This window comes from Polyangium mundeleinium, from assembly GCF_028369105.1.
Taxonomy (GTDB): Bacteria; Myxococcota_A; Polyangia; order Polyangiales; family Polyangiaceae; genus Polyangium; species Polyangium mundeleinium.
The window spans coordinates 11,382,758-11,406,794 of the sequence record NZ_JAQNDO010000001.1; the positions used below are offsets into that span (position 1 = coordinate 11,382,758).

Below are 24,037 nucleotides of genomic sequence, written 5' to 3' on the forward strand. Positions count from 1 at the left end.
GCGGGATCTTGGCGACGAAGGTCACCAAATTTCCGTCCGCCATGCGGGGGGCTCGGAATTTCTCGCCTCGCGCGTGACCTGAAACATTCCCGAAACCGAGGGAGCCGTAGACCACGACCGGCCCCCCGAGCGAGAGGTCCGAGAGATGAAGAAGGTCGAGGCGATCATCAAGCCGTTCAAGCTCGACGAGGTCAAGGATGCCCTCGCAGAGGTCGGCATCCAGGGCATGACCGTGACCGAGGTGAAGGGCTTCGGTCGCACCGGCGGCAAGAAAGAGGTCTATCGCGGCTCGGCGTACGTCGTCGACTTCGTCCCCAAGGTGAAGCTCGACATCGTCGTCCCGGACCACATGGTCCAGAGCGTCATCGACGCCATCGAGAAGAGCGCGAAGACCGGTCGCATCGGCGATGGAAAAATCTTCGTCGTCCCGGTCGACGAAGCCGTCCGCATCCGCACCGGGGAGCGCGGCGAGGACGCGATCTGACGGAGAAGAAAGTATGAAGCCGAAAGACGTCATTCAATTCGCGAAAGATCACGACTGCAAGTTCGTCGACCTCAAGTTCATCGACCTGCCGGGCATCTGGCAGCACACGACGATCCCGGCGAGCCGGCTGACCGAGGACATGTTCGAGGAGGGCATCGGCTTCGACGGCTCCTCGGTGCGCGGCTGGCAGCCCATCAACGCGTCGGACATGTCGATGACGCCCGATCCGTCGACGGCGAAGATCGACCCGTTCCACGCGCAGAAGACGCTCTCGCTCATCTGCAAGATCTCCGACCCCGTCACCGGCCAGCCCTACGGCCGCGACCCGCGGTACATCGCGCAGAAGGCGGAGAACCACGTCCGCGCGACGGGCATCGCCGACACCACGTTCTTCGGCCCCGAGGCGGAGTTCTTCGTCTTCGACTCGGTCCGTTACGACAACTCCCCGCGCGGCGCCTTCTACGAGATCGACTCCGACGAGGCCGTGTGGAACACGGGCAAGGCGGGCCCGAACCTCGGGCACAAGATCCGCCACAAGGAAGGCTATTTCCCGGTCTCGCCCACGGACTCGCTCGGCGACGTGCGCGGCGACATGATGACCACGCTCATCGAGAGCGGCGTCTCCGTCGAGGTCGGCCACCACGAGGTCGCGAGCGCGGGCCAGTGCGAGATCGGCGTGCGCTTCGACAAGCTCACGACGATGGCCGACACGCTCATGTGGTTCAAATACGTCGTGAAGAACGTGGCCAAGCGCCACAACAAGACCGCGACGTTCATGCCGAAGCCGCTCTTCGGCGACAACGGCAGCGGCATGCACTGCCATCAGTCGCTCTGGAAGGACGGCAAGCCGCTCTTCGCGGGCGACGGCTACGCGGGCCTCTCGGACATCGGCCTCTGGTACATCGGCGGCATCCTCAAGCACGCGAAGGCGCTCGCGGCCCTCACGAACCCGACGACGAACAGCTACCGCCGTCTCGTCCCGGGCTACGAGGCGCCTGTCAACCTCGCGTACTCCAGCCGCAACCGCTCGGCCGCGATCCGCATCCCGGTCGCCGCCGGCAACTCGCCGAAGGGCCGCCGCATCGAGGTCCGCTTCCCGGACGCCTCGTGCAACCCCTATCTCGCCTTCGCCGCGATGATGATGGCGGGCCTCGACGGCATCCAGAACCGGATCGACCCGGGCGATCCGCTCGACAAGGACATCTACGCGCTCTCGCCCGAGGAGCTCAAAGAGGTGCCGAAGTGCCCTGGCTCGCTCGACGAGGCGCTCACGGCCCTCGAGCGCGACCACGAGTTCCTCCTCCGGGGCGACGTCTTCACGCGGGACATCATCCACACGTGGATCGAGTACAAGCGCGAGCGCGAGCTCGACGCCGTGCGCCTCCGCCCCGTCCCCTACGAATTCTTCCTCTACTACGACACCTGATCCGCAGGCCGGGCTCGGCACGCTCGCGTCGCGTCTCTCAGCTACGCCGGCGGGCCGAGCTTTGATATCCTCCCCAGCCGGTTGAACCCTGGCGATCTCATTCAATCTCGGTACCGCCTCGTCCGGATGCTCGGCTCCGGCGCGAGCGGTACGGTTTGGGCTGCAAAGAACGAGCTCATCGACCGCGAGGTCGCGCTCAAAATCCTGCACCCCGACGTCGCGGCCGACGCCGTGTCGCTGCAGCGCTTCTTCAACGAGGCGAAGGCGAGCGGCCGCGTGCGCAGCCCCAGCATCGTCGAGATCCTCGACCTCGGGCAGGCCGAGGACGGCTCGCCCTTCCTCGTCTTCGAGCTCCTCCACGGCGAGGGCCTCGACGCGTGGATCGCGCGCGAGCGCATGCTCGACCCGGCGATGCTCGCCGAGCTCTTCGTCGGCGTGGTGCGCGCGCTCGACAGCGCCCACCAGCAGGGCATCATCCACCGCGACCTCAAGCCCGCGAACCTCTACGCGCACCGCGCGGCGACGGGCGAGCCCGTGCTCAAGATCCTCGACTTCGGCATCAGCAAGATGCTCGAAGGCAACCCCGAGCACCTCACGCTCACGCGCACGGGCACCGTCGTCGGATCACCCGCGTACATGAGCCCCGAGCAGGCCGCGGGCCGCGACGACATCGACGGCCGCGCCGACGTCTGGTCGCTCGGCGTCGTCATGCACGAGGCGCTCACGGCCACGCTCCCGCACGAGGCGCCGAACTACAACGCGCTCATGGTCCGCATCATGACGCGCGACGCGGACCCCGTGGCCTCGCGCCGACCGGACCTTCCTCCTGCGCTCGCCTCGATCATCGACGACTGCCTGCGCCGCGATCGGGATCGCCGTCCGACGGCCGGCGTGCTCGCGGCGCGCCTCGAAGCGGCCCTGCACGAGATGCAGCCGATGCGTTACGCCTCGCAGGGAAACGCGCACGGCGGCATGCGCCTACCGAGCGTGCCGCAGAGCATGCCGCGCCCGAACCTCCCCTCGGCGCCGGCCGCGCATGCAGCGCCCTCGCCGATGGATCCCATGGGCGCGACAGGCAACGCATCGAGCGGCCGCGGCGTGCTGCTCCTCGCCGCGGGCGTGGGCGTCGCGCTCGGGATGATCGCGCTGTTCGTGCTCAGCCGGTTCCTCTTGCACTAGCGCGGACGTGGGGCGCAGCCACCACCGCGCATCAGCGCCGAACGAACGAAGGGCCGCGTCAGCGGCCCTTCCTGTTCTGTGGGGAAGTGCAGTCCTTGGCGGTCGTCAAGCGCCAGCCCGTGCAATCAGCTCCAAGTCCTCTTCTGGCTGCTCGTAATGGATGAGCCCGTACTTGGGGAACAGGATCATCACGCCTCGCTTGAGATATCCCCACGCACTCTCTGGGTGTTCATCACTGTACTCCCCCGTATCTAAGGAGCAGACAACAACCCCGCCGTCATCGTCACCAAGTCTTACCCTGTCACCCAGCCTGACGTCCTGACCATCCCAATACTTCATGGCATGGCTCCGCAGTTAGTTGACAAAAGGCTCAATTGGGATCGCCCCAGGCGGTAGGCCCGTCGACGGCACAGCCCCTATCGATTGCCAAAAGCATTGGCAGATCTTCGGGTTCTGGTTGGCCTTGTAGATGTTGTGATGAGGTCCAACGACGCCATGCTGCGCCTTTCCCGGTGGCGGCGTGTCCAACGGGCGATACCCGATGGTGCCGACCGGCACAATTTTCCCGCGAACCGTCTTGCAAGGTGGACACGGCTGCTGCCGCTCCTCTTTCGATCTCAAGCTCTCCGCTACATCCCCGGCGATCTCCAGGGTGATGGCAAACAGCATCGTCGCCACGCCCGCTTCGATGAGGAGGTCGACGAAGACGATCGTCACGGTCGTCACGGTCACAATCACAACCTCCCCGATCGGCCCCCGCTCCGGCATCGTCTGCCCGTTCGCCTGGGCGAGCGGTCCTGACACCCGCCGCACCTTCAGGAGATCCTCCGGCACCGTCATGGCTCCCAGCGCGAGCCGCGTACACGCCGCAAGATCCGCATGGGGCACGCCCTTCGCCTTCACGTCGGCGATGTGGCCCTCTTGGTCGGCCAGCACCTTGTAATCAAACGTGTAGTGTCCCGCGCGAAGGTCGCCGCCGAACTCATCGACGCACGCTCGCAGGCGCTCCGCGGTGGCGTCCGGCACGCGCGGGCCCTCGCTCACCGCTGGGTATACGATTCTGCTCCCGCAGCCGAGCGGCACGAACGCCGCCGTCGCGCAGCCAAGGAGCCCCCAGGAGAGCAGGGTTCGTATGCGCGAGCACGTCATTGCCGGATGCGACCAGCTCCCCCGAATTCCGTCAACGCTCCGGGCAACGACCCCTCCGAAGGCCTCGACGCGGCATCTCCCTCGTCACCTGCGCATGCCCCGACCCTTCACGACCCCCCTCCCCGCCTCCCTGACCCTCCTGCAAGGGCGCATCCGCCGCCTCCTCTCCATCTTGACGCTCCCGCCCCGCTTTCGTTAGCGTCCTTCCCGCCGCCTCCTACCTCCCCCAACCTTCCCGGAGCGTCCTCCCCATGCGCCTGCCCAACGAGACAGCTTCCTCCTGGGTTCTCCTCACGTTCGCGTCCTTCGCGTGGTCTTCCCTCTGCGCCTGGGCGGAATTTCCGGACCTCAAGCCCACCGACCGGGCCGAGCTCGAAAAGCTCGCGCACTCCCTCAAGACCCACATCGACTCCCTCCTCAAAGAGGCGCGCGACACGCAGGAAGCCCAGCTCTTCGGCCGCCCCTCCGCGCAGGCCAAGCAAAACGCGACGCTCGTCTTGCTCAAGCGCAGGGTCGACGAGGCGCTTGCGCTCGTCACCATCCGCCTCGGTGGAGGCTCGAAGAAGCACCCGGCCGTCGCCTCCTTCCTGCCTGGCCTGCTCACGGGTTTTTCGCGCGCGCCGATCGACAAACGCGCCAAGCTCGCGAACGAGGCGGCCGGGCGCCTCGAAGCCGGCGAAGACTTTGGCGAGCGCGCGGGCCTCGTGGGCAAGCTGAAGGACGCCGCCGAGCGCGCGCAGCACGCGATCAACACCAACGACGGCGCGCAGATGGGCTGGTCGAAGGAGCGCTCCGAGGAGCTCGTCGCGAAGGGCCGGTTGCGACTGGAGCTCGAGCGCGTGCACCGATCGCTCGGCGCGCTCTTCCCGGGGCAACGGGACTTCGTGGAGTCGTTCTTCCTGAAGGGCGAGAGGCCGAGCGAAGGGACGAGCGAGGACGAGGCGACCGGGACGAACGAAGACGCGGAGGCGTGATCCGAGGGCGGAGCTCCGGACTCACGCCGTTTTTGGACGAAGTCCGTTCGAAGGTGCTGCCCCTGTTCCTGCGCTCGCCGCGGCCGCCTCCTGCTTCCACCGCATGCACGTCTTGAGGCCGTGCTTCAGGTTGCGGAGCGTCACGAGCTTCCCGAACGAAACCCCGAGCTCGACCAACGTCTGCGCGACGGAGGGCCTCACGCCGCTGAGCACACAGCGCGTGCCGAGCAGCTCCACGGCGCGCACGATCTTCAGCAGGTGATCGGCCGTCGCCGTGTCGAGCACCTCCACGCCGGTCACGTCGAGGATCACGTACCGGCCCCTCATCCGCACCACCGACTCCAGCAGCGCCTCCATCACCTGGGCCGACCGCTTCGAGTCGACGACGCCGATGAGCGGCAACGCAAGCACGCCGTCCCATACCTCCAGGATCGGCGTCGACAGCTCCTGCACGGCGATCCGCAGCCGCTCCAGCGTCTCGTTTTTCTCCCGCTCGGTCACGAGCTGCTGCGCCATCTCTCGCTCATACCGCCTGCGCTCGGTGATGTCGCGGAAGACCACCACGGCGCCGAGTCGCTCCCCTCGCTCGTCGTGGATGGTCCGCGCGCTCGTCTCGAGGAGGACGCCTCGCGGCTTGTTTGGGCTTCGGATGAACATCTCTGCGCGGTCCACCGGCTCGCCGCGCACCGCGCGATAAAGCGGAATCTCCTCCCTCGGGTACGGCGTCACGCCGTCCGCGTCGAAGATCCCGTACTTGGCCTCCCAGTCTTCGACGGGGACGCCGCCGGGCCCGCTCGATCCCATCATCGACGACGCGGCCTCGTTCACGTGCGTGATGCGACCTGCCGTGTCGCACACGACCACCCCGTCGACGATGCTCCGCAACGTCGCCTCGAAGACCTGCGCGCGCGCCGACAGATCCGTGACGAGCTGCTCCATCCGCTGCACGCGCTCCGCCGCGGCCCGCTCGTGCTCCGCCAGCAGCGCTTCGAGCGTCGCCACCCGCGCTCGCAGAACCGCGGTCTCGCTGTCGAGGGTCACGGGGCGCACGAGATCACCTCCTCTCGTGCCTCGCGTGGCGCCTCGCTCAGCGTGCTGTCCTCTTGCTCGGCGAAGGACCACGGCAGGATCGCGAGCTTGATCGCGAGCGCGAGCGGCCGGAAGAGCTGCGCCGTCGCCCGCGTCACGTGCACCTTCGAGAACAGGAGCACGGCGAACATCTGCCCGCTCGGCAGAACACCCCCGCAGCCGACGACCGACCGGATCCCGTGACGCTCCACGAAGCCCGCCTTCGCCGGCACGTACGGGCTCGCGGCGGCGTGCTCCACGTAAAACACGTCGTACGTCTGCTCGGCGAGCTCCGTGAACCGGGCCGGCCGCAGCACCGAGCTCGTCGTGATCCCGAGCTGCGTGCAGAGCTGCGCGATCATCGGCATGCGCGCGAGCGCCTCCTCGCTCGGCAGAGGAATCGCGAGGTGCCCGGCCGACGCCCTCGGATCGTTCCAGGCCGGTTCGTCGCCGGCGCTCGCCAGCAATTGCAGACACGTCGTGTCCGGCGCGAGCGCCTCGCAGGCGGCCATCCGCAGCGCGAACTTCCGCCGCTCCGCCGGCAGCGCGTCGAATCGTTGGGTCTCGAAGAATCTCACGAGCGCGCACGAGCGCGCGCCCGTCGCGGGGCGTGCGAGGCTCTCGTAGAGCGCGCGCACGACACGCCCGGCCGTGTCTTCCATGCTCCGGGCGCCTTCTCCAAGGCCGCGCAGCATTGCGCCGAAGCTGATCATGTCATCGAGCGAGAACGTCGAAAGGTCGTGCATCGAAACCTCCCCCCGGAGTCTCCGCACCCGCCGCCTTTCGTTCGTCCGCGGAATCTCTCTATCGCGCGGACGAAAGCCGGCATATCGAGGATGATTCGAACACCAACCGTGGACAACCGGTGAACCCCACCGTTCGTGCCTCCGGCGAGAGCGCGCGCGGCGTGCGTGCTTTCCCGACGGGAACGCGCGTTTCTCCCGATCCGCGCCGTTCGTGACGCAAAGCGGGCTCCAAATTTCGCGTTCGCCATGCTCTCATCGCGCCGAAAGCGGAGGAGACATGGCCCACGCCCGCGACGCTCTTTTTGCCTGCATGTTCGCCTCGACCGTGGCGCTCGCCGCGTGCGGAGACGAAGGCAGCTCCACAGCCACATCGAGCAGCGGCACGGCAGGCGCAGGAGGACAAGGCGCAGGCGGCAGCGGCGGCGCCGGAGGCCAAGGAGGGATCGCGGGCGAAGGCGGCGCAGGGGGACAAGGCGGCGCGGCAGGGGAAGGTGGCGCGGGCGGCGCAGGCGGCGTCGGGGGCGTCGGCGGAAGCGGCGGCGCGGGCGGCAGCGGCGGCGTCGGCGGAAGCGGTGGCGCAGGCGGCAGCGGTGGCGCAGGCGGCAGCGGTGGCGCAGGCGGCAGCGGTGGCGCAGGCGGTTCCGGCGGAAACGGCGGCGCAGGCGGCATGGGCGGCGCCGGAAACGGCGGCGCGGGGGGCCAAGGCGGCGCCTCGTTCGTCTGCGGCAACGGCGTCATCGAGCCGGGCGAGACCTGCGACGACGGCAACGCCATGCCTGCCGATGGTTGCTCCTCCCAATGTCTCCTCGAACCCGGCACCACCTGCGGCAACGCCGTCGATCTCCTCGCCACAGGCCAAATGCAGGGCGAAACGCTCGTCTATACCGGCACCACGCTCGGCTCTCCCGTCGTCGGGTTCGGCACGCCAACCTGCTCGGCCGGCGGCACGGCTGCGCCTGCGGTCGTGCATCGGTACGTCACGGGCTCGTCGCCTGCACGCGTGACCTTCGAGACCACCGACATCGGCGGCGCGCTCGCCGATACCGTCGCCTGGGCCTACCTCGACTGCCTCGACACCAGCGTGGAGCACGCTTGCGACGACGACAGCGGCGACGGCCCCCTCGCGCGCCTCGAAACCGCGGTCTTGCCGCCCCAGACGCCCGTCTTCCTCGTCGTCTCCGGTTATGCGGCGGCGAACGTCGGCCCCTACGAGCTTCGCGTCACCGAGCAGCCCTTCGCCCTCGCCTCGGCCTCGGGCACCTGCGAAATGCCTTCCTCGGCCGGCGCGGGTCATCATGCCGGCACCACGCTCGCCTCGGACGGCGCCGTCCTCTCCGCGAGCTGCACCGGCGCCGGCCCCGAGGCCGTGTATACGCTCACGCTCCCAGCCCCGGCCGATCTCTCCGTCCGTGTCGCGCCGTCCTCGCCCCTCTTCGACCTCGGCGTGTACTTGCTCGACGCTTGCTCCACGAATGCAAACGAGCTTGCTTGCGCCGACACGCAGCTCGGCGGTCAGCCCGAGTCGTTTGCCCTGACGAATCTCCCCGCCGGCACGTATTCCCTCGTCGTCGACGGCTTCAGCGCCATGGATTCCGGCGCGTATGGCCTCGAAGCCGTGATCCGCCCCGTCCTCGCCCCGGGGCTCGCGTGTGATCCGTCAGGAAAGACGAACCGCTGCGCGGACGGCGCGGCCTGCGTCGATCTCGGCATGGGACCGAAATGCGCGGCCGCGACGAGCCTCCTCGCGCAGGACTTCTCCACCGACTTCGCCCCCCTCTCCATCGTCGACGCCGGCAGCGACGGCAAGGGCTTCTACCGCTGCGATCCGCTCCTCGGCTGCCCCCAGGACAACACCACGGGCAGCGCCTCCGGCGGCGCCTTCATGCTCGTCAAGGACGAGGCCAACGTCGCGCTCGACGGCGAGATCCTCGTGTCCCCGACCCTCGACGCGGGGCCCTTCACGCGCGTCTTCCTCGAATTCGACCACAACTTCGACCACTGGACCTCGGCCACGGACCACGCCGCGGTCGAAATCTCCGTGATGGGCGGACCTTTCAGCCCTGTCGCCACGTACACGCTCGACGCCTCGGGCCACGTCCGCCTCGACCTCTCGGCGCTCGTCGCCGGCAAGCCCTTCGTCGTCCGCTTCCATTACGACGATCAGACCTCCGCGGGCGACGCCTTGGCCGAGGAATGGCGAATCGACGACGTCCACGTTTACGGATTGTGACGCTCGCGCCCGACGCGGCGCACCATCCCGCGCGGCCTTCCGCGGAGGTGGACGACGCGATCCAAGGGGAGTATGCAGCGGAGTGAAACGTCCCGTTCCGTGACGGGGAGGAGAATTCTCATGAAGGTCTACGGTCATCCGGCGAGCACGTGTACGCGCAAGCTCCTTTGCGCTCTGGCGGAGAAGGGCGTGGATTACGAGTTCGTGCTCGTCGACATCATGAAGGGCGACCAGAAGAGCGCCGAGCACCTCGCTCGTCATCCCTTCGGCGTCGTGCCCGTCCTCGACGACGACGGCTTCGTGCTCTACGAGTCGCGCGCGATCCTGCGGTACCTCAACGCGAAGCTCGGCGGCCTGGCCCCGACGGACGCGAAGGACCTCGGGATCATGGAGCAGTGGATCAGCGTCGAGCAGTCGTACTTCAGCCCGCCCGCGATGAAGGCGATCCTCGAGATCTTCTTCTCGCCGATGAAGGGCACGACGCCCGACCAGGACGTCATCGCGAAGGGCAAAGCGGAGGCGGCGAAGGCCCTCGACGTGCTCGACCGCGCGCTCGTCGGCAAGGAGTTCCTCGCCGGCTCGTTCTCGATCGCGGAGATCACCTACGCGCCGTACTTCCAATACCTCTTCGACACGGGCCTCGGCGACATCGTCAAGGAGCGCCCGAACGTCGCGGCGTGGTGGAGCCGCATCAGCGAGCGCCCGTCCTGGCAGAAGGCGATCGGCAAGGCCCGCTGAGCATTCGCTCACGCTGGTGAACGAGGGCGCGTCTCCTCCCGTGGACGACGCGCCTTCCCTGCTCTCCCCACAGAAACGAGATATCCATGCGATTCGATGCACGAGGCCTGGCGCCCCTGCTGGGCATCCTCGTCTCCGGCTGCGCGATGCTGGGCGGACAGCCCGAGGCGCCGGAGCAAACGCCGGCCGAACAGGAGGCGCAGATCCGCGCCCGGTACGGCGACCAGATGATGGAGGACGTCAACGCCCTCAAGGCTCTCGGCAAAGGCCCACAGACGTCCGGCGTGGCGAGCTGCCTCAAAATCTATGGCCAGGCCGTCGATATGGAAAAGCGCGCCCAGGAGGACGCGAATCCGAAGCGGCTGGAGAGCGGCGTGGCGCAGCAATACCGGGCCTGCGCCAGTTCTTGCGGCGAGCACCACCTCCCGACCGCGACGGCCGACGCCGCGCGCCCCATCGCCGCGCGTTACGAGGCCCTCTGCAAGGAGAGGTCTGGAAAGATCGACTCCGTCGGGCACATCCAGCGCTTCCGCGTGGCCATGGACCGGCTCTCGACGACCACCGGCGCATTGAACATCCGCCAGGTGATGGGCGAGGCGCGCGGCGCGCTGAAGCAGGCGATCGAGGGGGCCGGGGCCTCTGCTTTCGAGGCCGAGGCGCAAGAATTCCAGGCGGCCGAGGCGAAGCACAAGGAAGCCGAGGAGAAGGCCTCCGCCTTTCTCCAGCGGCCCGACGTGAAAGAGCTCGAGGCGCGCCGCAGGACGTTGATGGCCCAGATCGCCGATTACGAGCGCCTCGGCATGAAGGCCCAAGCCGAGAAGGCGAAGGGCGACCTGCGCGGCGTCGAGGCGAAGTGGTCTTTGCTGGTGAGGGAAGCAGGCCTGTAGCAGGCCGCCGCGAGGGTCACTCCGACCGGAAGATCAAGTGGAAGCCGAACTCGGTCTCCACGACGTCGCTCATCTGGTTGACAGCGAGGTCGAACGCCGCGTCCGCGAACGGCTTGACCACCATGGAGCGCTCGATCTCCCCCACGGAGCCGCCGCGCGACGCCGCGCCGGGCTCCTCGCTGTACTCCTTCACCATCTCGTCGAAATCCGCGCCCTCGCGCAGCTTGTCGCGCGCCTCCATCGCGCGCAGACACGCCTCCTCGCGCGTGCGCTTGATCGACGCGTCCGCGTTCTTCGTGCCCTTGAATCTCACGAGGATGTGCCTGACCGTCACCTTCGGCGGCTCGCCGCTGAACTTCGCGCGCTTCGCGTTCGCCGTAGCAATACATTGCTCGGCCTTCTCCGCGTCCACCCCAGCCGCCGCCGCGTCCCCGCTCGCCTCGGGCTTCGGCGCCTCGGCGGCCTTCTCGGGCGCCTTTTCCGCGGGCGTCACGGGCTCCGGGGCTGCGCCGCCGCACGCCACGAAGAGCGACGCGGCGAGGAGCACGAGACCGCCTTTTCCTGCCTTCCTCATTCCTCTTCTCCTTCCTTGTCCTTCGGCGCCTCGACGGTCGCCGCCTTCGCCTCGGCCGGCGCTGCCGCCGCCGCGTGGTCGAGCCGCTCGCGCAGCCGCCGATATCCGTCCTTGATGCGCCCTCGATGCGCGCTCACCACGATCACCAAACCCACGAGCCAGAGCACCGCGATCGGCGCCACGGCCGTGTCCGTCACGTACACCAGCGTCGGCCGGAACGGCCGATCTTTTGTCACGAGCTCGCGGCTCGCGCTCGTCGAATGCCGATATCCCGGCAGCGGCAGCGGCACCGGCGTCACGCCCTCCAGCACCCCGCCGCCTTTGCCCATCCAACCATTGCCCAATCGATCGTCGTCGAGCTTTCCACCCAGCGTCGATGCAGGCGCGGCCGCCCGCTGCGGCGGCGGCTCGTAGCTGATGTCGGACGATTTCATCGGCGCTCGCGAGCCCATCGCCGCGAGGCCCATGAGCCCCACGAGCCCGAGCCCGCCCACGAGCACGAGCGTCGCCGCCGCCCGCGCCGCGCCCTTCGCGAACACGCCCACGAGCCAGATCAGCCCCCAGAGCCCGAGCGCGATGAGCGAAAGCACGAACCCCGGCTGCCACAAGAACCACAACGACGCGAGGATGATTCCCCCGAGGATCCGCAGCGTCCGCAATCGCGACGGGCTCGTCCCGGGCCCCGGCCGTACCGCGGCCCAGCCGGCCGCGAAACCGATGCCCGACACCAGGACATCACTCCCCTCCACCGCCCATTTCGGCCGATCCCCGCCGAGCAGCGCCAGCGGAAACACGCCCGCCGGCAATCCCACGGTCAGATCCACCCGGCTCGCCGTCAATGCATACGAGGGCATGGGCACCGTCACCGTCCCGAAGAGCGGCTTGAGCCCCGTCTGCGAGAGCGATTGCACCTGCACGGTCTGGCTCCCCGTCCGGAGCGGCACCAGGATCTCCTCGGAATCCGCGCCCTGCCGCATGATCCGCTCGGCCTTCCCCGACGTCGACAGGAAGATCGGCCGCCCCGAGGGCGCGTACGCGAGGTAATCGACGCCATTGTTCTCGTAGGTCACGTAATCCTGCGAGACCACGTCTCCACGCGTCGTCAGCACCACCGTCCGCTGGTGCGATTGCACCACCGCGGCGAGCGCATCCACGGCCGCGAGCGGCGTCACGGCCGCCTCCATCTTCTGGCCTTTTTGCACCAAAAAGAGCCGCGACGTCGGCTGCGACCGCGGAATGGGCGACTCGGCCGAATCCACCTGCCGCGCATCCCCGGTCACGGCCACCCGATGCTCCGGATCACTCTCGAGGAGCCACCATTCATACCCCGATCGCGCGTCCGGCGCCATCGCCCCGAGCTTCGCGAGCGTGCCCGTGATCGTCATCTCCGCCGTCCGCCCCGACGTCGGCAAGACGAGCTCGTCTCCCTCGACCCGGAACCCCGTCGCGCCCGTCACGTCGAGCACCTTCTCGCCGAGCGAGAGCGGCAATCGCACGACCCCGAGGTCCGTCCCCGAGCGCATCACGAGCCGATATTCGAAGCTGATCTCGCGCCCCACGCGCACCGCGCGCGAGAGCTGGAAGACCGTGGGCCCCGCCTCGGCCACCTTGTCCTGCCGGTTCAGGTGGATCGTCGTGCCCACGATCCCGGACAAACGAGACCCCTCGACCACCGCCCCCGACGCGAGATCCGCCTCCAGCGTGTTCAAAGGCCCGGGGATCTGGAGCGTCAGATCGGTCCCGAGCGTCATCTTTCCTTTGAGCACGAACCGCCGGGCGGACGTGTGCAGGAAATACCGATCGCCCTCGAATCCGATCGCCGCTTCCTTGTCGTTCTCCGTCACGCCTTCGAGCCGCACCTCTTTCGGCGGACCGAAGAGCGGCACGTCGACGGCCCCGTCCGCGAGCACCCGGCCCACGAGCTCGAATTCGAGCGGCCCCTCCCCCACCCGACCCGAGAGCGTGAGCCTCTCCAGCGTATAACACCGCGCCGCGCACGAAGGGCCCTTGCCCCGGTCCGCGATCCATTTCGACAGCGCGTCGAGCTCGCCCGCCCATCCTGCCGGGGGCGGGGTCGGCGCTGGCTGCACCGGGGCCGGCGCCGCCGGCGGATCGGCCGCGAGCGCTGCGCCCGGCGCGAGGATCAACGCCGCCGAGAGCAGCCCGAGCGAGCGCCGCTTCAGGCCGAGAGAATCGCCTCGATCGGCAGCGCTCGCCCCAGGATCCGCTCGATCGTCGAGACCGGCGTCCCCGCGGCGGGCTTCACGTACCGTGCATTCTGGTGATCGTCCGACGATGCCGTCCAGCATTTCTTGTGCTCCTCCGCGAACGCGCGGAACGACTCGGCCACCTCTGCTTTGTGGCGCGACGTATAAACCTCGATCCCGCTCGCCCGCAGCAGGACCGCGCGTGTCCTCTCCTTGTCGCGGTACCGGCCCGGGTGGGCCACCACGTCGAGCGCGCCGTCCTGCCGAATGCATTCGATCGCCTCCTCCGGCGTCCAGCCGAAGAGCTCCCGATCCTCCTCCCAAAACCGCACGTGATGATCACGGAACGCCGGAAACAACGTCGTCCGGGAGGCGATGCGGTCCAGCATCGATTGCAGCGCCGGAAAATCTCCCGGCGCGAGCGCCTCGAATTCACCTGCCGGATCGATCGCGCGCCGTTCCTCCGCCGAGATCCCCTCCATCCAGGCGAGCACGAACGCCTTCCATTTCGCCTGCACGCGCTCGCCGCGCCGGAACAGCGCCGTTTGCCGGAGGAGCGGCAGCAGTGAAAAGCGCGCCGGAAAATACGCGAGCACGTGGAACTGCTCGGACCGGTCCGTCCCGAAATGCAAAAACGACGTCACTTCCAGGGCCGGCAAGAACATGAGCCCCGCGTCCGCCGCCGCCCGCGCGGCGCGCGGCACGGCGGCGAGCACGTCGTGATCTGCCACGGCGATCACGCGCATCCCGATCTCGCGACGGAAATCCACGTACGCCTCCGGCGTCGCGCGGCCGTCCGAGAAAAGCGTATGCCCGTGCAGATCCGTCGGGAGGAGCATTCAGGGCAACGTGTTCGTGATCGAGAACGAATAATTCGTGAAGGCCCCGTTCGGGTTGTCGTACTTATCGGCCTTCAGCATCTTCTCCCCGTCCGCGTACCATTTCGCCGTGACGTTCGCGTATCCCGTGTAATCGGCGACGAGGTACGTCTTCACGTGCGTGTACATGAGCATCCGCCGTGCCTTCGCGGGCACCTGGATGTTCCCCTCGTACGTCGTGCGCCCCGCGCCCAGGAAGCGCGAATTCGGGGTCTCCGTGAGCATGACCTCGGGCCGCCACTCGAGGCCATCGTCGAAATACACCCCGTAGGCGACCTCGTGCACGATCTTGCCGTAAATCGGGATCGTCACCCACCCGAACCGGCTCGCGCTCTGCGCCGTGCCGATCTGCGTGTCGATCAGCGATTTGTCGACCACCACGTCGGCCCGCCAGTCCGACACCGCAAGCAAGAGCTCGGCCCCCGCGATCGGATCGTCACCCTCGAGGATCCGGTTTCGTTTCGTCGCCTGCGCCCAATCCATGAACAGGCTCTTGTTCGGCAGCTCCCCGCCGAAGACCGCGAGCTTCGAGAGCTCCGCCGCCGTGAGGCTCGCGCTCACGCCCGCGGGCGCGAGGTCCGTGATCGTGATCGCGAACGTGAGCCAGTCGGCCTTCGACGGCACGATGAACGTCTTCGTGATCGCTTTGAGCCCGTACGAGTCCGCGCCGCTGTAGCTCGTCACCGGGCTCTTCAGCGATGCGATCGTCGTCGCCTTGTCGATGGCGCCCACCGTCACCGTCGCCGTGATCTGCTTGAGCCGCGCGAGGTCCGTCGGCAGCGGCGTCCCCGGGTAGAGCTTGTCCCAGAGCAGCCACACGGGCAGCTCCAGCGAAAGCGCCTGGCCGGCGCGCAGGAACTCGTCCGTGTTCGCGTTGACGAGCTTCACCGTGAAGTTGCCCGGAAAGCCGTCGAGCGCGAGCGTGCCCGTGCCCGGGGAGAGCTCGTCCTCGGCCTCGGCGATCGACTCTTCGCCCGGCTCGATCGGCTCGGCCACGCACCCCGTTTGCGCCCCGGAAAGGGCGATGAGCCCCGACGCCGCGGCGACGCCCGTCCCCGCCTTTCGCACCCTCACCTTGATCATTGTCCGAGGGTAAGATGAAGCCGCGTGCCGCGACAAGACCCGACCACACCCCTCCCGCGTGATCCCGCCTCGCCGCGTGATCTCCGTCCCGTCCACCTGCGCGCGCGTGGCGCCTTCCCCGGCGCGAAGCCCGGCGCGCCCGTCGAGCTGCTCGGCGAGGTCTGCGACTGGCAAACGGGGATCCCGCTCGCGTCGACGCCGGCCTCGAAGCCCGACGAACGAATCGCCGAAGCCACGCTCGATCTCCCCGTCGGCATGTATTCGTACAAGCTCCGCGCGGGCGGTTCCTGGTCGCTCGACCTCGACAATCCGCGGACGCGCTCGCGGGATCGAATTCGGAACAGCGTCCTCTCCGTCGGAGGCGCGCCCGAGCCGCTGCTCTTTGCCCCCGCGCCGCCCTTCGTCGTGCGAGCGCCCGAGGGAGATCATTGCATCGTCACGGCCGGCCTGCGCCGCGGCCACGGCGCGTCGTTGCACCTCCTATGGGAATCCGGCGACGAACGCGGCACGCTCGAAATGACCCGCGCCGCCGAGGAGGACGAGCACGTCTTCTTCCGCGCCGAGCTTCCAGTCCCCGCGAGGCCCACCCGCATCCGCTTCGATCCCGGCCCGAACGAGGCCTTTTCCCTCGTGCCCGCGCCCGCCGACGATCTCCCCGCCTGGTGGAAAAACGCCGTCCTGTACACGATCTTCGTCGATCGTTTCGCCCCGCGCCCCGGCGCCTCCTGGGGCCACGATCCCGGCCGCGATCGTCCTGCCGGCGGCCACCTCGACGGCATTCGCCTGGCATTGCCGCGCCTCGCCGACCTCGGCGTCACCGTCCTTTACCTCACCCCCACGATCCTCGCGGCTTCCTGCCATCGTTACGACCTCGTCGATCCCCTCCAGATCGACCCGGCCCTCGGCGGCGAACCCGCCTTCGAACGCCTCGCCGCGGAGGCCCGCGCCCGCGGGATCCGCATCTTCGTCGACCTCGCTTTCTCGCACGCCGGCCGCGGCTTTCCGCCCTACGAGGACGTCCGCGCCCAAGGCCTCGACTCCCCGTTCGCCGCCTGGTTTCACTGGACAACCCCGTCCCGCGGCGCGCCCAAGCTCCGCCATTACGGCCGGCGCAAGGACGCTCCTTTGCTGAACCTCGATCATCCCGAGGTTCGGGCCCTCGTCCTTTCCGCCACGTCCCGCTGGGCGAAACGCGGCGCCTCCGGCCTGCGCCTCGACATGGCCGCCGAGGTCCCACACGACCTCGCCGTCTCCATTCGCGACACCTTCCGCCGCGAAATCCCCGACGCCGTCGTCCTCGGCGAGCTCGTCCCGGCCCACGCCCACCGCTGGACGAGCCGCGGCGCCCTCGATTGTGCCACCGATTTCGGCTTCCACGACGTCCTCGTCGATTTCCTCGCCAAACGCGCCATCCCTGCCGAGCTCGCGGCCCAGCGACTTGCCCTCCTCGACCTCGATCGAGGCGCGCCCGGCGCCCGCTCGCTTCGGTTTGTCTCAACACACGACCACCCCCGCTTCACCAGCATCGCCCGCAAGCACGGCGGCCCTACCCGCTCGGGCCTCCTCGGCCTCTTCGTCCTCCTCGCGTGGCCCGGCGTCCCTTCGCTTCTTTATGGCGAGGAGTACGACCTCTTCGCCGAGACCCCCGTCGCCGAGCCCGAGGACGTCTGGCCCGATCGAATGCCGCTCCCGCTCCGCCCGGATTCCGCCGGTGAACGCGCGTTTTCAATCGTCCGCTCCCTCCTCGCCCTCCGCGCATCTCGCCCCGCGCTCGGCCGCGGCGCCCTCGAAATCCTTTTCGCCGAGGGCGGCCTCTTCATCTTTCGCCGCGCCCACGAGGGCGAGATCCTCGACGTCGCCGTCAATGTCGCCGCCCCCGTCGACGTCGATCTCGAGGACGACGAATTCCCCTCCACATCCCTGCTCTTCGCGCTCGGCGAGGCCCGGCTCTCGGGCCAGACGCTCACGCTCGCCACGGACGCGGCGGCGCTCGTCCTTCGCGCCCGCTGAACGCGGGTCATTCAGCACCACGGTTGACGGAGGGCCTGGGGAAGGGCACCTTCCCGGGCGGGCCGCGGCGAGACCTCGCCTGGCCATGATCCCGAATCGCGGGGAGGTGCTTTCATGAGCTTGCAGAAATGGTGGTTCTTTGCGTCGATTGCCGCGGCCGCCCTGGGCGGGGGGTGTGCAGTGGAGATCCGCGATTACGGAGGTTCGGGCACCGGAGGACAGGCCGGCGCGGGCGGGCAAGGCGGCCAGGGGGGCCAGGGAGGCCAGCCCGGCTGCGTGGATCCCGCGGAAGGCTGCCCCTGCGCGGCGGACGGCACGTGCAATCCCGGGCTCGCCTGCAAGGAGGGCACCTGTATCGATGCCTTCCCCCATTGTGGCAACGGCAGCATCGACGACGGAGAGACCTGCGACGACGGCAACAAGGTCGACGAAGACGGCTGCAGCTCCACCTGCCAGATCGAGGCCGTTTGTCTCGTCAACCACATCGGCGGCGATCCCTCGGTCGTGAGCTCGATTCGCGTCGACCAGGACGGCACCATGACGCTCGCCGATCTGCGTGTCCTCGACGGGTCCCATACCATCGGCCTCTGGCCCTTCCGCCAGCGGGCCGCGGCGCGATGCGGCCGCCGCGTCTATTTCACCCTCCAGACGAGTGATTCCATCGAGGCCGTGGAGGTCACGCCCACGGGCAAGCTCCTCCCCGTCGCGTTCACGAAGAGCATCCCCGACGTGGCTGGGCTCCTCTGCGACGAGAAAAACAACGTCCTCTTCGTCATGAGCCACACGGACACGATCGATGTCCGTGCGTATTCGATCGCCCCGAGCGGCGAGCTCGTCGACGTGGACCACAAGACGCTCATTTTCCCCGTGGGCTCGCTCGATACCGTCGCCTTCACGATGCACCCGCAACAACCTGCGTTTTACGTGTTCGGCGGCTCCACCAGCGGCATCAACCCGGCCGAGAACAAGATCGTGGGGGCCTTCGTTCGATATGCCGCCGATGGCAAGATGACCGTGGATCAGCCCTCCGTCACGGCCGACACGGGCCAAGGCTTCTTCCACACGACCTTCCTCTCGACCGATGGCAAGTTCATGGGTTTTTCCGGATACAGTGGCGGCGGGTTCGCGAATTACGAGCTCGCCGAGACGGGGAACATCCCCACCGGCATGTCGCCCGTCTACAGCGGCTCCGGGTTCTCGAATGGATACGACGCGATCGCGCTGGACGGCGAGCTCTTCTACCATTCCCACAGCGATGCGAACGTGAGCGCGTGTCGATTCACGCCGGGCGAGAAAGCGACTTGCCTCACGGCCACCCCCGCCACCGGGGGCCTGAACCGCCTCTACCTCGCCTATGGCGGGAAGATGCTCATCGCGGCGAGCGGTTATGGCGGCGCCATCGACACCTTCGTCCTCGGAGACGACAAAACCGCCCCCAAGAAGCTCGCGACGTTCCCCCTCGACAAGACCGAGAGCTTCCACGCGAGCGCGCTCCTTCCCTGCTTCCGCGCGCCCTGACGCCTGGCCACGGGCGCCCGATGCGCTACGCTCCGAAGGGCGCACCGCCCATGTGCCGCTCGGAGCTTGCCATGAAAAACCTTTTTCATCTCGCCATTCTGATTCCACTCGCCTCGGCATCCCTCTATGCCTGCCACGACGAGGAGGAGAGCGTCCCCGCGGGGTACGAGGACGTCGTCTACGGCGGAACGACCACGGACGAAGCGCTCGCCGCGTTCCTGACCGCCGTCGAAGCGAATCCGCCCGCGAACGTCCCCTCGCAGGCCCCCGCGCTGCTCAGCCCCCCCGCGGGCGCGCTCTCGGCCGCCACCATTCCCACGTTTTCCTGGGCCGTCGGCGCCTCCTCGCGCCTCACGCCGCCCGCGCCCCCGTCGCTCCTGCCCGCCGAGCCGCGCGCCGAGCCCTTCCTCGCCCCGCTCGCGGCGCTCCTCGGGCCCGTCCGCGCGGCGCACGCCCACGGCACGCCGTTCACGGGGTATGCGACCTGGCTCGTCGTCTCCTCCGACGCCGATCCCAAGCTCGCACGCGTCTTCACGAGCGAGACCTCGTGGAAGCCCTCGGATTCGATCTGGACGCGTATCACCGGGGCCAAGGCGCCCATCACGGTCGAGCTCCAGGGCGCGCAACTCGTCGACAACCGCATCGACATGGACGGCGGCCCCTTCCAGGGCAACAAAACCACCTTTACGATCACGCCATGACCGCCTTTCATCTTCGCGCCCTCGCCGGCGCCGCCCTGCTGACCGCCCTGCCTGCATGCGGGGAAGCCCCCGTCGAGCATCGCTACGACCCCTACACGGGCGACGCATTCCCCGATCGACGCGAGCCCGTCGCCGTCCCTCCGGGCGGACTCGGACTCATCACGGACAGCCTCTCGGACACCATCTCGCTCCTCGACCTCGGCACGGGCGAGAAAGTCGGGCATGTCCCGGTCGGCCGCGACCCGGTCGGCCTCGACGGCCCGCACCATGTCGCCGTAGATAAAGCCGGCGGCTTCGTCTACATCGGCCTGTCCTATCCCGTCGTCGCGACCGGCGGCCCGCACGCCTCGCACGGCGGCAGCATTCAGCCCGGCTACGTGCAAAAGCTCTCGCTCACGGATTTCCGCATCCTCGGCCAGGTCCGCGTCGACGCGAATCCCGGCGACATCGTGGCCTCGGACGACGGCCGTCGCGTCGTCGTCTCCCATTTCGATCTCCAGCGTGCGATCAAAAATGCGGGAAACCTCGACAAGGCCCGCGCCACGATCGCGCTGCTCGCCCCGGAGGTCGTCCTCCCCACCGGCTCGGTCGATCCGCCGCGGATCACCACCTGCATCGCGCCGCACGGCATGGTCCTCTCGCGGCCCGACGGCGCCCGCGCGTATGTCGCCTGTTATGGGGAAGACGTCGTCGCCGTGGTCGACCTCAACAAACGCGAGGTGATCGATCGAATCCCTGTCGACGCCTCCGGCAGCGCGATCGGCGATCCGAAATACGGCCCCTACTCGGTCGTCCTCTCCCCCGATGGAAAAACCCTGGCGCTCGGCAACACGGTCTCGAAGGACGTGCGTTTCTTCGACGTCGAGGCGAATACGATGGACCCGGACCGCCAGATCGACACGCTCGGCGCGCCGTTCTTCCCGGTCTTCTCCGAGGACGGAAAGCGCCTCTGGATCCCCACGCAATCGCCGGACGCGCTCGTCCTGTGGGACCTCGAAAGCGACCAGGAGATCACCCGCCGCGATTTCACAGCCAGCGAATGCAAATGGCCCCACGTCGCCGATCGGCTCGACGACACGCGGCTCGTCCTCATCTGCGAGGGTGATCACGTGACGGCAGGCAAGGCCCTCGTGCTCGACGCCGCGACGCTCGCGACGCAGAGCGAGGCTGTCGTCGGCGTCTATCCCGACGCCATTGCGCGCATCCCAGGCGCGGCGCCCTAAGGCACGCCCATGTAGGTGAGCAGATCACCCATCTGCTCGTCGGAAAGTACCTCCAGCGAAAACGGCGGCATCTGCCCGCCATACCCCAGAAACCCGCCGTGCCGCGTCTTCTGCACGAAAACGAGCCGGCGTTGCTCGGCCGTGTACGTGCCGAGCGGGTGCTCGGCGAGCGTCTGGTCCGGCAGGATCGGCGCGCGCGCCACGAGGCGGCCGTCGCCCGTCTTCACGGCGCCGTGGCAGCTCTTGCAGGCGCGCGTATAGACGCTCGCGCCCGCGGTCGCGTCACCCGGGGGCGGCGCCGACACCTGCACGGGCACCGTGAACGGCCAGGCTTCCTCGTCCGCGGGCCCCGCGGGCAGCGCGTCGAGGAACGCGAAGAGCGCGCGGGCCCGCTCGTCCTCGGCCGACCAGGATTTGCTCGACAGCATGTAATAGTAGAGGCAATGGTTCATCGACCGGAGCAGCTCGAGCTCCATTCCGCCCCAGTACGAGGCCCGCCGCGTCACACCCGCGAGCGGCGCGCCGGGAAGGATGGGCCCGTCCGCGGACGGCTTCGACGTCGGATGGCACGTCGCGCAGGAGAACGCATTCGCGCTCGTCTCCGTGATCGTCGGGTCCGAAAAGAGCGCCTTGCCGTGGTCCTCGGCCGAGCCCTCCACGATCTCGGTCTCCGGTTCACACGCGCAAAGGAGCCCCGAAAGGAGCGTGGCTCCGGCCAGAAAAGACATCCATCGCATAGGGCCCATCGTAGCAGCCGCCCATCGAGCTGGCTTGTGCCCGCCGCGCAGGCTGTAGTATCACGCTGGAAACCGTGCCCACGTACACCGGCGACGCCACCTACGACCTCGTCCTCTCGATCGCGCTCGGGTTTGCCCTGTTCGTCGCGGTCGCCGCGTGGTTCGTCCCCTCGCCCTATGGCCGCTTCGCGAGCCCGCGCTTCGGCGTCGCGCTCGACCCGCGCCTCGGCTGGTTCCTCATGGAGCTGCCCGCGACGCTCTCGTTCCTCTACTTCTACACCCGCGGCCCGAACCGCGGCGCGCTCGTCCCGCTCGTCTTCCTCGGGATGTGGCTCCTCCATTACGGCAACCGCGGCTTTTATTTTCCGCTCTCGATGCGCGTCCCAAAGGGCCAGCGCTCCTCGTTCGGGCTCCTCGTCGTGGGCACGGGCGTCCTCGTCACCACGATGCACGGCTACCTCCACGCCGACTTCATCGCGCGCCTCGGCCCCCATTACAGCCCCGAATGGCTCCACGATCCGCGGTTCCTCGTGGGTTTCGCGATCTATTACATTTCGTTCGGCTTCACCTTGCACTCGGACTCGATCCTGCGGAATCTGCGCACCCGCGAGGAGGTCCAGAGCGGCGAACGGGTCTACCGCATCCCGCGTGGTGGCCTCTTCCGGTGGGTCACGAACCCGAGTTACCTGGCCGAGCTCACGGGCTGGGCCGGGTTTGCCCTTTGCACGTGGTCGCTCGCCGGCGTCTTCATCTTCGCCATCAGCGCGGCGAACCTCGTGCCGCGCGCGTTCGCCACGCACGCCTGGTACCGCGAAAAATTCCCCGATTACCCGCCCGAGCGGCGCGCCCTGGTCCCGTTCATCCTGTAGGAACCACGATTCCCAGGTCAACGAGCCCTTCGAGCCCCACGAGCAGGCGACGATCTCCGAGCGGCGCCGCAGCCCGAAGCGCGGCGAGCGCCTCGTGCGCGGGCTGCGGACTCCGCAGGAAATCGAGCACGGAGGCGAGCGCCTTCGGCGGCAGGAGCGACTCGACCGGCGCGATCACGTGCAGGTCAGGCTCGCGCCCGTCCCAGTGCAACATCGCCCGCGGATCCAGCGTGATCGCTTCGGTTTGCCAATCGATCGCCTGGCGCCGCTTCCAGAAGAGCGCCTCGGAGAAACGCGGCTCCATGCTGTAATAACGCGCGCGCCGATCCAGGTGCCCCGCGAGAAACACCGCTGGATCCGTGGCCGGAGAGGGCAACGCCTCGGCCCCTTCCGCGAGCGCCCGATCGATGTCCGCCGCCGCCTCGATCGCCGAACGAAACCCCCGCGAAACGCCGTCCCCGGCCAGCGGATCCCCGGAAACCAGCGCATCCCCCACCGCGCACCACCGCGCCCCCCGGCCCGGCAGGAGCATTCCCGTGTCGGCCCGCACCACGCGCGGCGGCTCCTCCAGAATGCATCCTTCGGCGAGCGCCCGCACGTGAAGCGTCCGCTCGAGCGCCTGGAGAAATCGTTCGTTCGGCTCCGCGCGCGGCGTCGTGGCCCCGAGATCCGCATCCGTGAGCAAGACGAAGAGCAGCGTTTGTCCCGGCTGCGGCGCGACGTACCACCACCCCGCCTCCGCCGTTTCGAGCAGCAGTTCGGGCTCCACGCCCCGGCCCGCGGGCACCTTCATCCGCCCGACGATCGCAATGGCTCGATCGCAGGCGACCCAGCGCCGCGCGTTCGATCCCATCGCGCCCGCGGGCGCGCCGCGGCCGCTCGCGTCCACGAGGAACCTGCACGGAAATTCGTCCCCCTCGCGCGAGAGCACACGAAAGCCCCCCGCGTCTTCCTCGATCGTCGGGACGCCCGTCTCTTCCCGGAGCACGACGCCATTTCGCGCCGCGGCGCCCGCGAGCATGGCGTCGAAACGCGCGCGGTCCACGTGAAACCCTTCGCCGAACGGATCGACGATCGACGAGCGCGCCGTGATCTCCGCCGAGCCCCAGGCCGAACGCACGCCTCGGAAAGGCACGCACGCCTCGGCCCGAAACGCGGCCAAGACCCCGAGCGTGGCGAGGAGCGGCTCGATTTCGGGCCCGAACGTCTCGCCCACGCGTGTCCGCCCGAGCCGCCCCCGTTCGAGGACGACGACGCTCCGGCCCCGCGCGCCGAGCGCAATCGCGGCGGCGAGCCCTGCCGGCCCACCGCCGAGCACCACCACATCGTGCATTGCCCGGAGGCTACCGCCCTCCT

General features: G+C 68.6%; 21 protein-coding genes. 12 read left to right on the forward strand and 9 right to left on the reverse strand.

The window, feature by feature from the left end; genetic code table 11:
* The first annotated feature begins 145 nt into the window (after nucleotides 1–145).
* The 3 genes from POL67_RS44880 (at nucleotide 146) to POL67_RS44890 (ending at nucleotide 3,089) form a co-directional block, all read left to right on the forward strand.
* Entirely contained in the window at nucleotides 146–484 is a 339-nt protein-coding gene (locus tag POL67_RS44880; protein WP_136930265.1) for a P-II family nitrogen regulator, read from the forward strand.
* Nucleotides 485–497: 13 nt separating this feature from the next.
* Nucleotides 498–1,910, forward strand: coding sequence for a type I glutamate--ammonia ligase (glnA, locus tag POL67_RS44885; protein WP_271927519.1), 1,413 nt, complete (start codon nucleotides 498–500; stop codon nucleotides 1,908–1,910).
* 81 nt (nucleotides 1,911–1,991) lie between these two features.
* Nucleotides 1,992–3,089: a serine/threonine-protein kinase gene (locus POL67_RS44890; protein WP_271927520.1), complete on the forward strand. Its 1,098-nt coding sequence runs from the start codon at nucleotides 1,992–1,994 to the stop codon at nucleotides 3,087–3,089.
* A gap of 105 nt (nucleotides 3,090–3,194) precedes the next feature.
* Here the strand turns inward: POL67_RS44890 and POL67_RS44895 are convergent, their stop codons facing one another.
* Both POL67_RS44895 and POL67_RS44900 read right to left on the reverse strand, forming a co-directional pair.
* Entirely contained in the window at nucleotides 3,195–3,428 is a 234-nt protein-coding gene (locus POL67_RS44895; protein ID WP_271927521.1) for a hypothetical protein, read from the reverse strand.
* 15 nt (nucleotides 3,429–3,443) lie between these two features.
* Nucleotides 3,444–4,115 (reverse strand): hypothetical protein, encoded by a 672-nt coding sequence (locus POL67_RS44900; protein ID WP_271927522.1) that lies wholly within the window; start codon nucleotides 4,113–4,115, stop codon nucleotides 3,444–3,446.
* 374 nt (nucleotides 4,116–4,489) lie between these two features.
* Between POL67_RS44900 and POL67_RS44905 the strand changes: the two genes are divergently transcribed.
* Entirely contained in the window at nucleotides 4,490–5,212 is a 723-nt protein-coding gene (locus POL67_RS44905) for a hypothetical protein (protein ID WP_271927524.1), read from the forward strand.
* Nucleotides 5,213–5,233: 21 nt separating this feature from the next.
* Here the strand turns inward: POL67_RS44905 and POL67_RS44910 are convergent, their stop codons facing one another.
* Both POL67_RS44910 and POL67_RS44915 read right to left on the reverse strand, forming a co-directional pair.
* Nucleotides 5,234–6,262, reverse strand: a complete 1,029-nt coding sequence (locus POL67_RS44910) for an STAS domain-containing protein (protein ID WP_271927526.1) — start codon at nucleotides 6,260–6,262, stop codon at nucleotides 5,234–5,236.
* Nucleotides 6,250–7,026 carry a hypothetical protein gene (locus POL67_RS44915; protein WP_271927528.1) on the reverse strand — a complete coding sequence of 259 codons (777 nt, stop codon included), beginning with the start codon at nucleotides 7,024–7,026 and terminating at the stop codon, nucleotides 6,250–6,252. Before POL67_RS44915 ends, POL67_RS44910 begins: the two co-directional genes overlap by 13 nt.
* 277 nt (nucleotides 7,027–7,303) lie before the next feature.
* Here POL67_RS44915 and POL67_RS44920 point away from each other — a divergent pair, with 277 nt between their 5' ends.
* The 3 genes from POL67_RS44920 (at nucleotide 7,304) to POL67_RS44930 (ending at nucleotide 10,881) form a co-directional block, all read left to right on the forward strand.
* Nucleotides 7,304–9,256: a hypothetical protein gene (locus POL67_RS44920; protein WP_271927530.1), complete on the forward strand. Its 1,953-nt coding sequence runs from the start codon at nucleotides 7,304–7,306 to the stop codon at nucleotides 9,254–9,256.
* Nucleotides 9,257–9,376: 120 nt separating this feature from the next.
* Nucleotides 9,377–9,994, forward strand: coding sequence for a glutathione S-transferase family protein (locus POL67_RS44925; protein ID WP_271927531.1), 618 nt, complete (start codon nucleotides 9,377–9,379; stop codon nucleotides 9,992–9,994).
* An 86-nt stretch (nucleotides 9,995–10,080) separates the two neighbouring features.
* Nucleotides 10,081–10,881 carry a hypothetical protein gene (locus POL67_RS44930; protein ID WP_271927532.1) on the forward strand — a complete coding sequence of 267 codons (801 nt, stop codon included), beginning with the start codon at nucleotides 10,081–10,083 and terminating at the stop codon, nucleotides 10,879–10,881.
* A gap of 16 nt (nucleotides 10,882–10,897) precedes the next feature.
* Here POL67_RS44930 and POL67_RS44935 read toward each other — a convergent pair whose 3' ends face one another.
* The 3 genes from POL67_RS44935 to POL67_RS44945 all read right to left on the reverse strand — a co-directional run bounded on the left by POL67_RS44935 (nucleotide 10,898) and on the right by POL67_RS44945 (nucleotide 15,623).
* Complete coding sequence (locus POL67_RS44935) at nucleotides 10,898–11,455, reverse strand: peptidylprolyl isomerase (RefSeq protein WP_271927534.1); 558 nt, start codon at nucleotides 11,453–11,455, stop codon at nucleotides 10,898–10,900.
* A gap of 2,179 nt (nucleotides 11,456–13,634) precedes the next feature.
* Nucleotides 13,635–14,501, reverse strand: coding sequence for a PHP domain-containing protein (locus tag POL67_RS44940; protein ID WP_271927537.1), 867 nt, complete (start codon nucleotides 14,499–14,501; stop codon nucleotides 13,635–13,637).
* Nucleotides 14,502–15,623 carry a hypothetical protein gene (locus POL67_RS44945; RefSeq protein ID WP_271927538.1) on the reverse strand — a complete coding sequence of 374 codons (1,122 nt, stop codon included), beginning with the start codon at nucleotides 15,621–15,623 and terminating at the stop codon, nucleotides 14,502–14,504.
* A gap of 24 nt (nucleotides 15,624–15,647) precedes the next feature.
* Here POL67_RS44945 and POL67_RS44950 point away from each other — a divergent pair, with 24 nt between their 5' ends.
* The 4 genes from POL67_RS44950 (at nucleotide 15,648) to POL67_RS44965 (ending at nucleotide 21,075) form a co-directional block, all read left to right on the forward strand.
* A complete protein-coding gene (locus tag POL67_RS44950; protein WP_271927539.1) occupies nucleotides 15,648–17,633 on the forward strand; it encodes an alpha-amylase family glycosyl hydrolase in 1,986 nt (661 codons plus the stop codon).
* Nucleotides 17,634–17,747: 114 nt separating this feature from the next.
* Nucleotides 17,748–19,151: a myxococcus cysteine-rich repeat containing protein gene (locus POL67_RS44955; RefSeq protein ID WP_271927541.1), complete on the forward strand. Its 1,404-nt coding sequence runs from the start codon at nucleotides 17,748–17,750 to the stop codon at nucleotides 19,149–19,151.
* Between the two features lie 71 nt (nucleotides 19,152–19,222).
* The gene (locus POL67_RS44960) at nucleotides 19,223–19,852 is read left to right on the forward strand and encodes a hypothetical protein (RefSeq protein WP_271927543.1); all 630 of its coding nucleotides are present in this window, start codon (nucleotides 19,223–19,225) and stop codon (nucleotides 19,850–19,852) included.
* Complete coding sequence (locus tag POL67_RS44965) at nucleotides 19,849–21,075, forward strand: YncE family protein (RefSeq protein ID WP_271927544.1); 1,227 nt, start codon at nucleotides 19,849–19,851, stop codon at nucleotides 21,073–21,075. Before POL67_RS44960 ends, POL67_RS44965 begins: the two co-directional genes overlap by 4 nt.
* Here the strand turns inward: POL67_RS44965 and POL67_RS44970 are convergent.
* A complete protein-coding gene (locus POL67_RS44970; RefSeq protein ID WP_271927545.1) occupies nucleotides 21,072–21,812 on the reverse strand; it encodes a c-type cytochrome in 741 nt (246 codons plus the stop codon). The genes POL67_RS44965 and POL67_RS44970 overlap by 4 nt on opposite strands.
* 74 nt (nucleotides 21,813–21,886) lie before the next feature.
* Between POL67_RS44970 and POL67_RS53980 the strand changes: the two genes are divergently transcribed.
* On the forward strand, nucleotides 21,887–22,681 hold the full coding sequence (locus POL67_RS53980) for a methyltransferase (protein WP_271927546.1): 795 nt from the start codon (nucleotides 21,887–21,889) through the stop codon (nucleotides 22,679–22,681).
* On the opposite strand, the gene POL67_RS44980 is transcribed toward POL67_RS53980, so the two are convergent.
* Complete coding sequence (locus POL67_RS44980) at nucleotides 22,671–24,014, reverse strand: NAD(P)/FAD-dependent oxidoreductase (protein WP_271927548.1); 1,344 nt, start codon at nucleotides 24,012–24,014, stop codon at nucleotides 22,671–22,673. The two genes, POL67_RS53980 and POL67_RS44980, sit on opposite strands and share 11 nt — an antisense overlap.
* Nucleotides 24,015–24,037: the final 23 nt, after the last annotated feature.

Coding starts and splice junctions, on each gene's coding strand:
- POL67_RS44880 (WP_136930265.1), top strand. CDS start 146: ATGAAGAAGGTCGAGGCGATCATCAAGCCGTTCAAGCTCGACGAGGTC.
- glnA (WP_271927519.1), top strand. CDS start 498: ATGAAGCCGAAAGACGTCATTCAATTCGCGAAAGATCACGACTGCAAG.
- POL67_RS44895 (WP_271927521.1), bottom strand. CDS start 3,428: ATGAAGTATTGGGATGGTCAGGACGTCAGGCTGGGTGACAGGGTAAGA.
- POL67_RS44905 (WP_271927524.1), top strand. CDS start 4,490: ATGCGCCTGCCCAACGAGACAGCTTCCTCCTGGGTTCTCCTCACGTTC.
- POL67_RS44915 (WP_271927528.1), bottom strand. CDS start 7,026: ATGCACGACCTTTCGACGTTCTCGCTCGATGACATGATCAGCTTCGGC.
- POL67_RS44920 (WP_271927530.1), top strand. CDS start 7,304: ATGGCCCACGCCCGCGACGCTCTTTTTGCCTGCATGTTCGCCTCGACC.
- POL67_RS44925 (WP_271927531.1), top strand. CDS start 9,377: ATGAAGGTCTACGGTCATCCGGCGAGCACGTGTACGCGCAAGCTCCTT.
- POL67_RS44930 (WP_271927532.1), top strand. CDS start 10,081: ATGCGATTCGATGCACGAGGCCTGGCGCCCCTGCTGGGCATCCTCGTC.
- POL67_RS44935 (WP_271927534.1), bottom strand. CDS start 11,455: ATGAGGAAGGCAGGAAAAGGCGGTCTCGTGCTCCTCGCCGCGTCGCTC.
- POL67_RS44940 (WP_271927537.1), bottom strand. CDS start 14,501: ATGCTCCTCCCGACGGATCTGCACGGGCATACGCTTTTCTCGGACGGC.
- POL67_RS44945 (WP_271927538.1), bottom strand. CDS start 15,623: ATGATCAAGGTGAGGGTGCGAAAGGCGGGGACGGGCGTCGCCGCGGCG.
- POL67_RS44955 (WP_271927541.1), top strand. CDS start 17,748: ATGAGCTTGCAGAAATGGTGGTTCTTTGCGTCGATTGCCGCGGCCGCC.
- POL67_RS44960 (WP_271927543.1), top strand. CDS start 19,223: ATGAAAAACCTTTTTCATCTCGCCATTCTGATTCCACTCGCCTCGGCA.
- POL67_RS44965 (WP_271927544.1), top strand. CDS start 19,849: ATGACCGCCTTTCATCTTCGCGCCCTCGCCGGCGCCGCCCTGCTGACC.
- POL67_RS44970 (WP_271927545.1), bottom strand. CDS start 21,812: ATGCGATGGATGTCTTTTCTGGCCGGAGCCACGCTCCTTTCGGGGCTC.
- POL67_RS44980 (WP_271927548.1), bottom strand. CDS start 24,014: ATGCACGATGTGGTGGTGCTCGGCGGTGGGCCGGCAGGGCTCGCCGCC.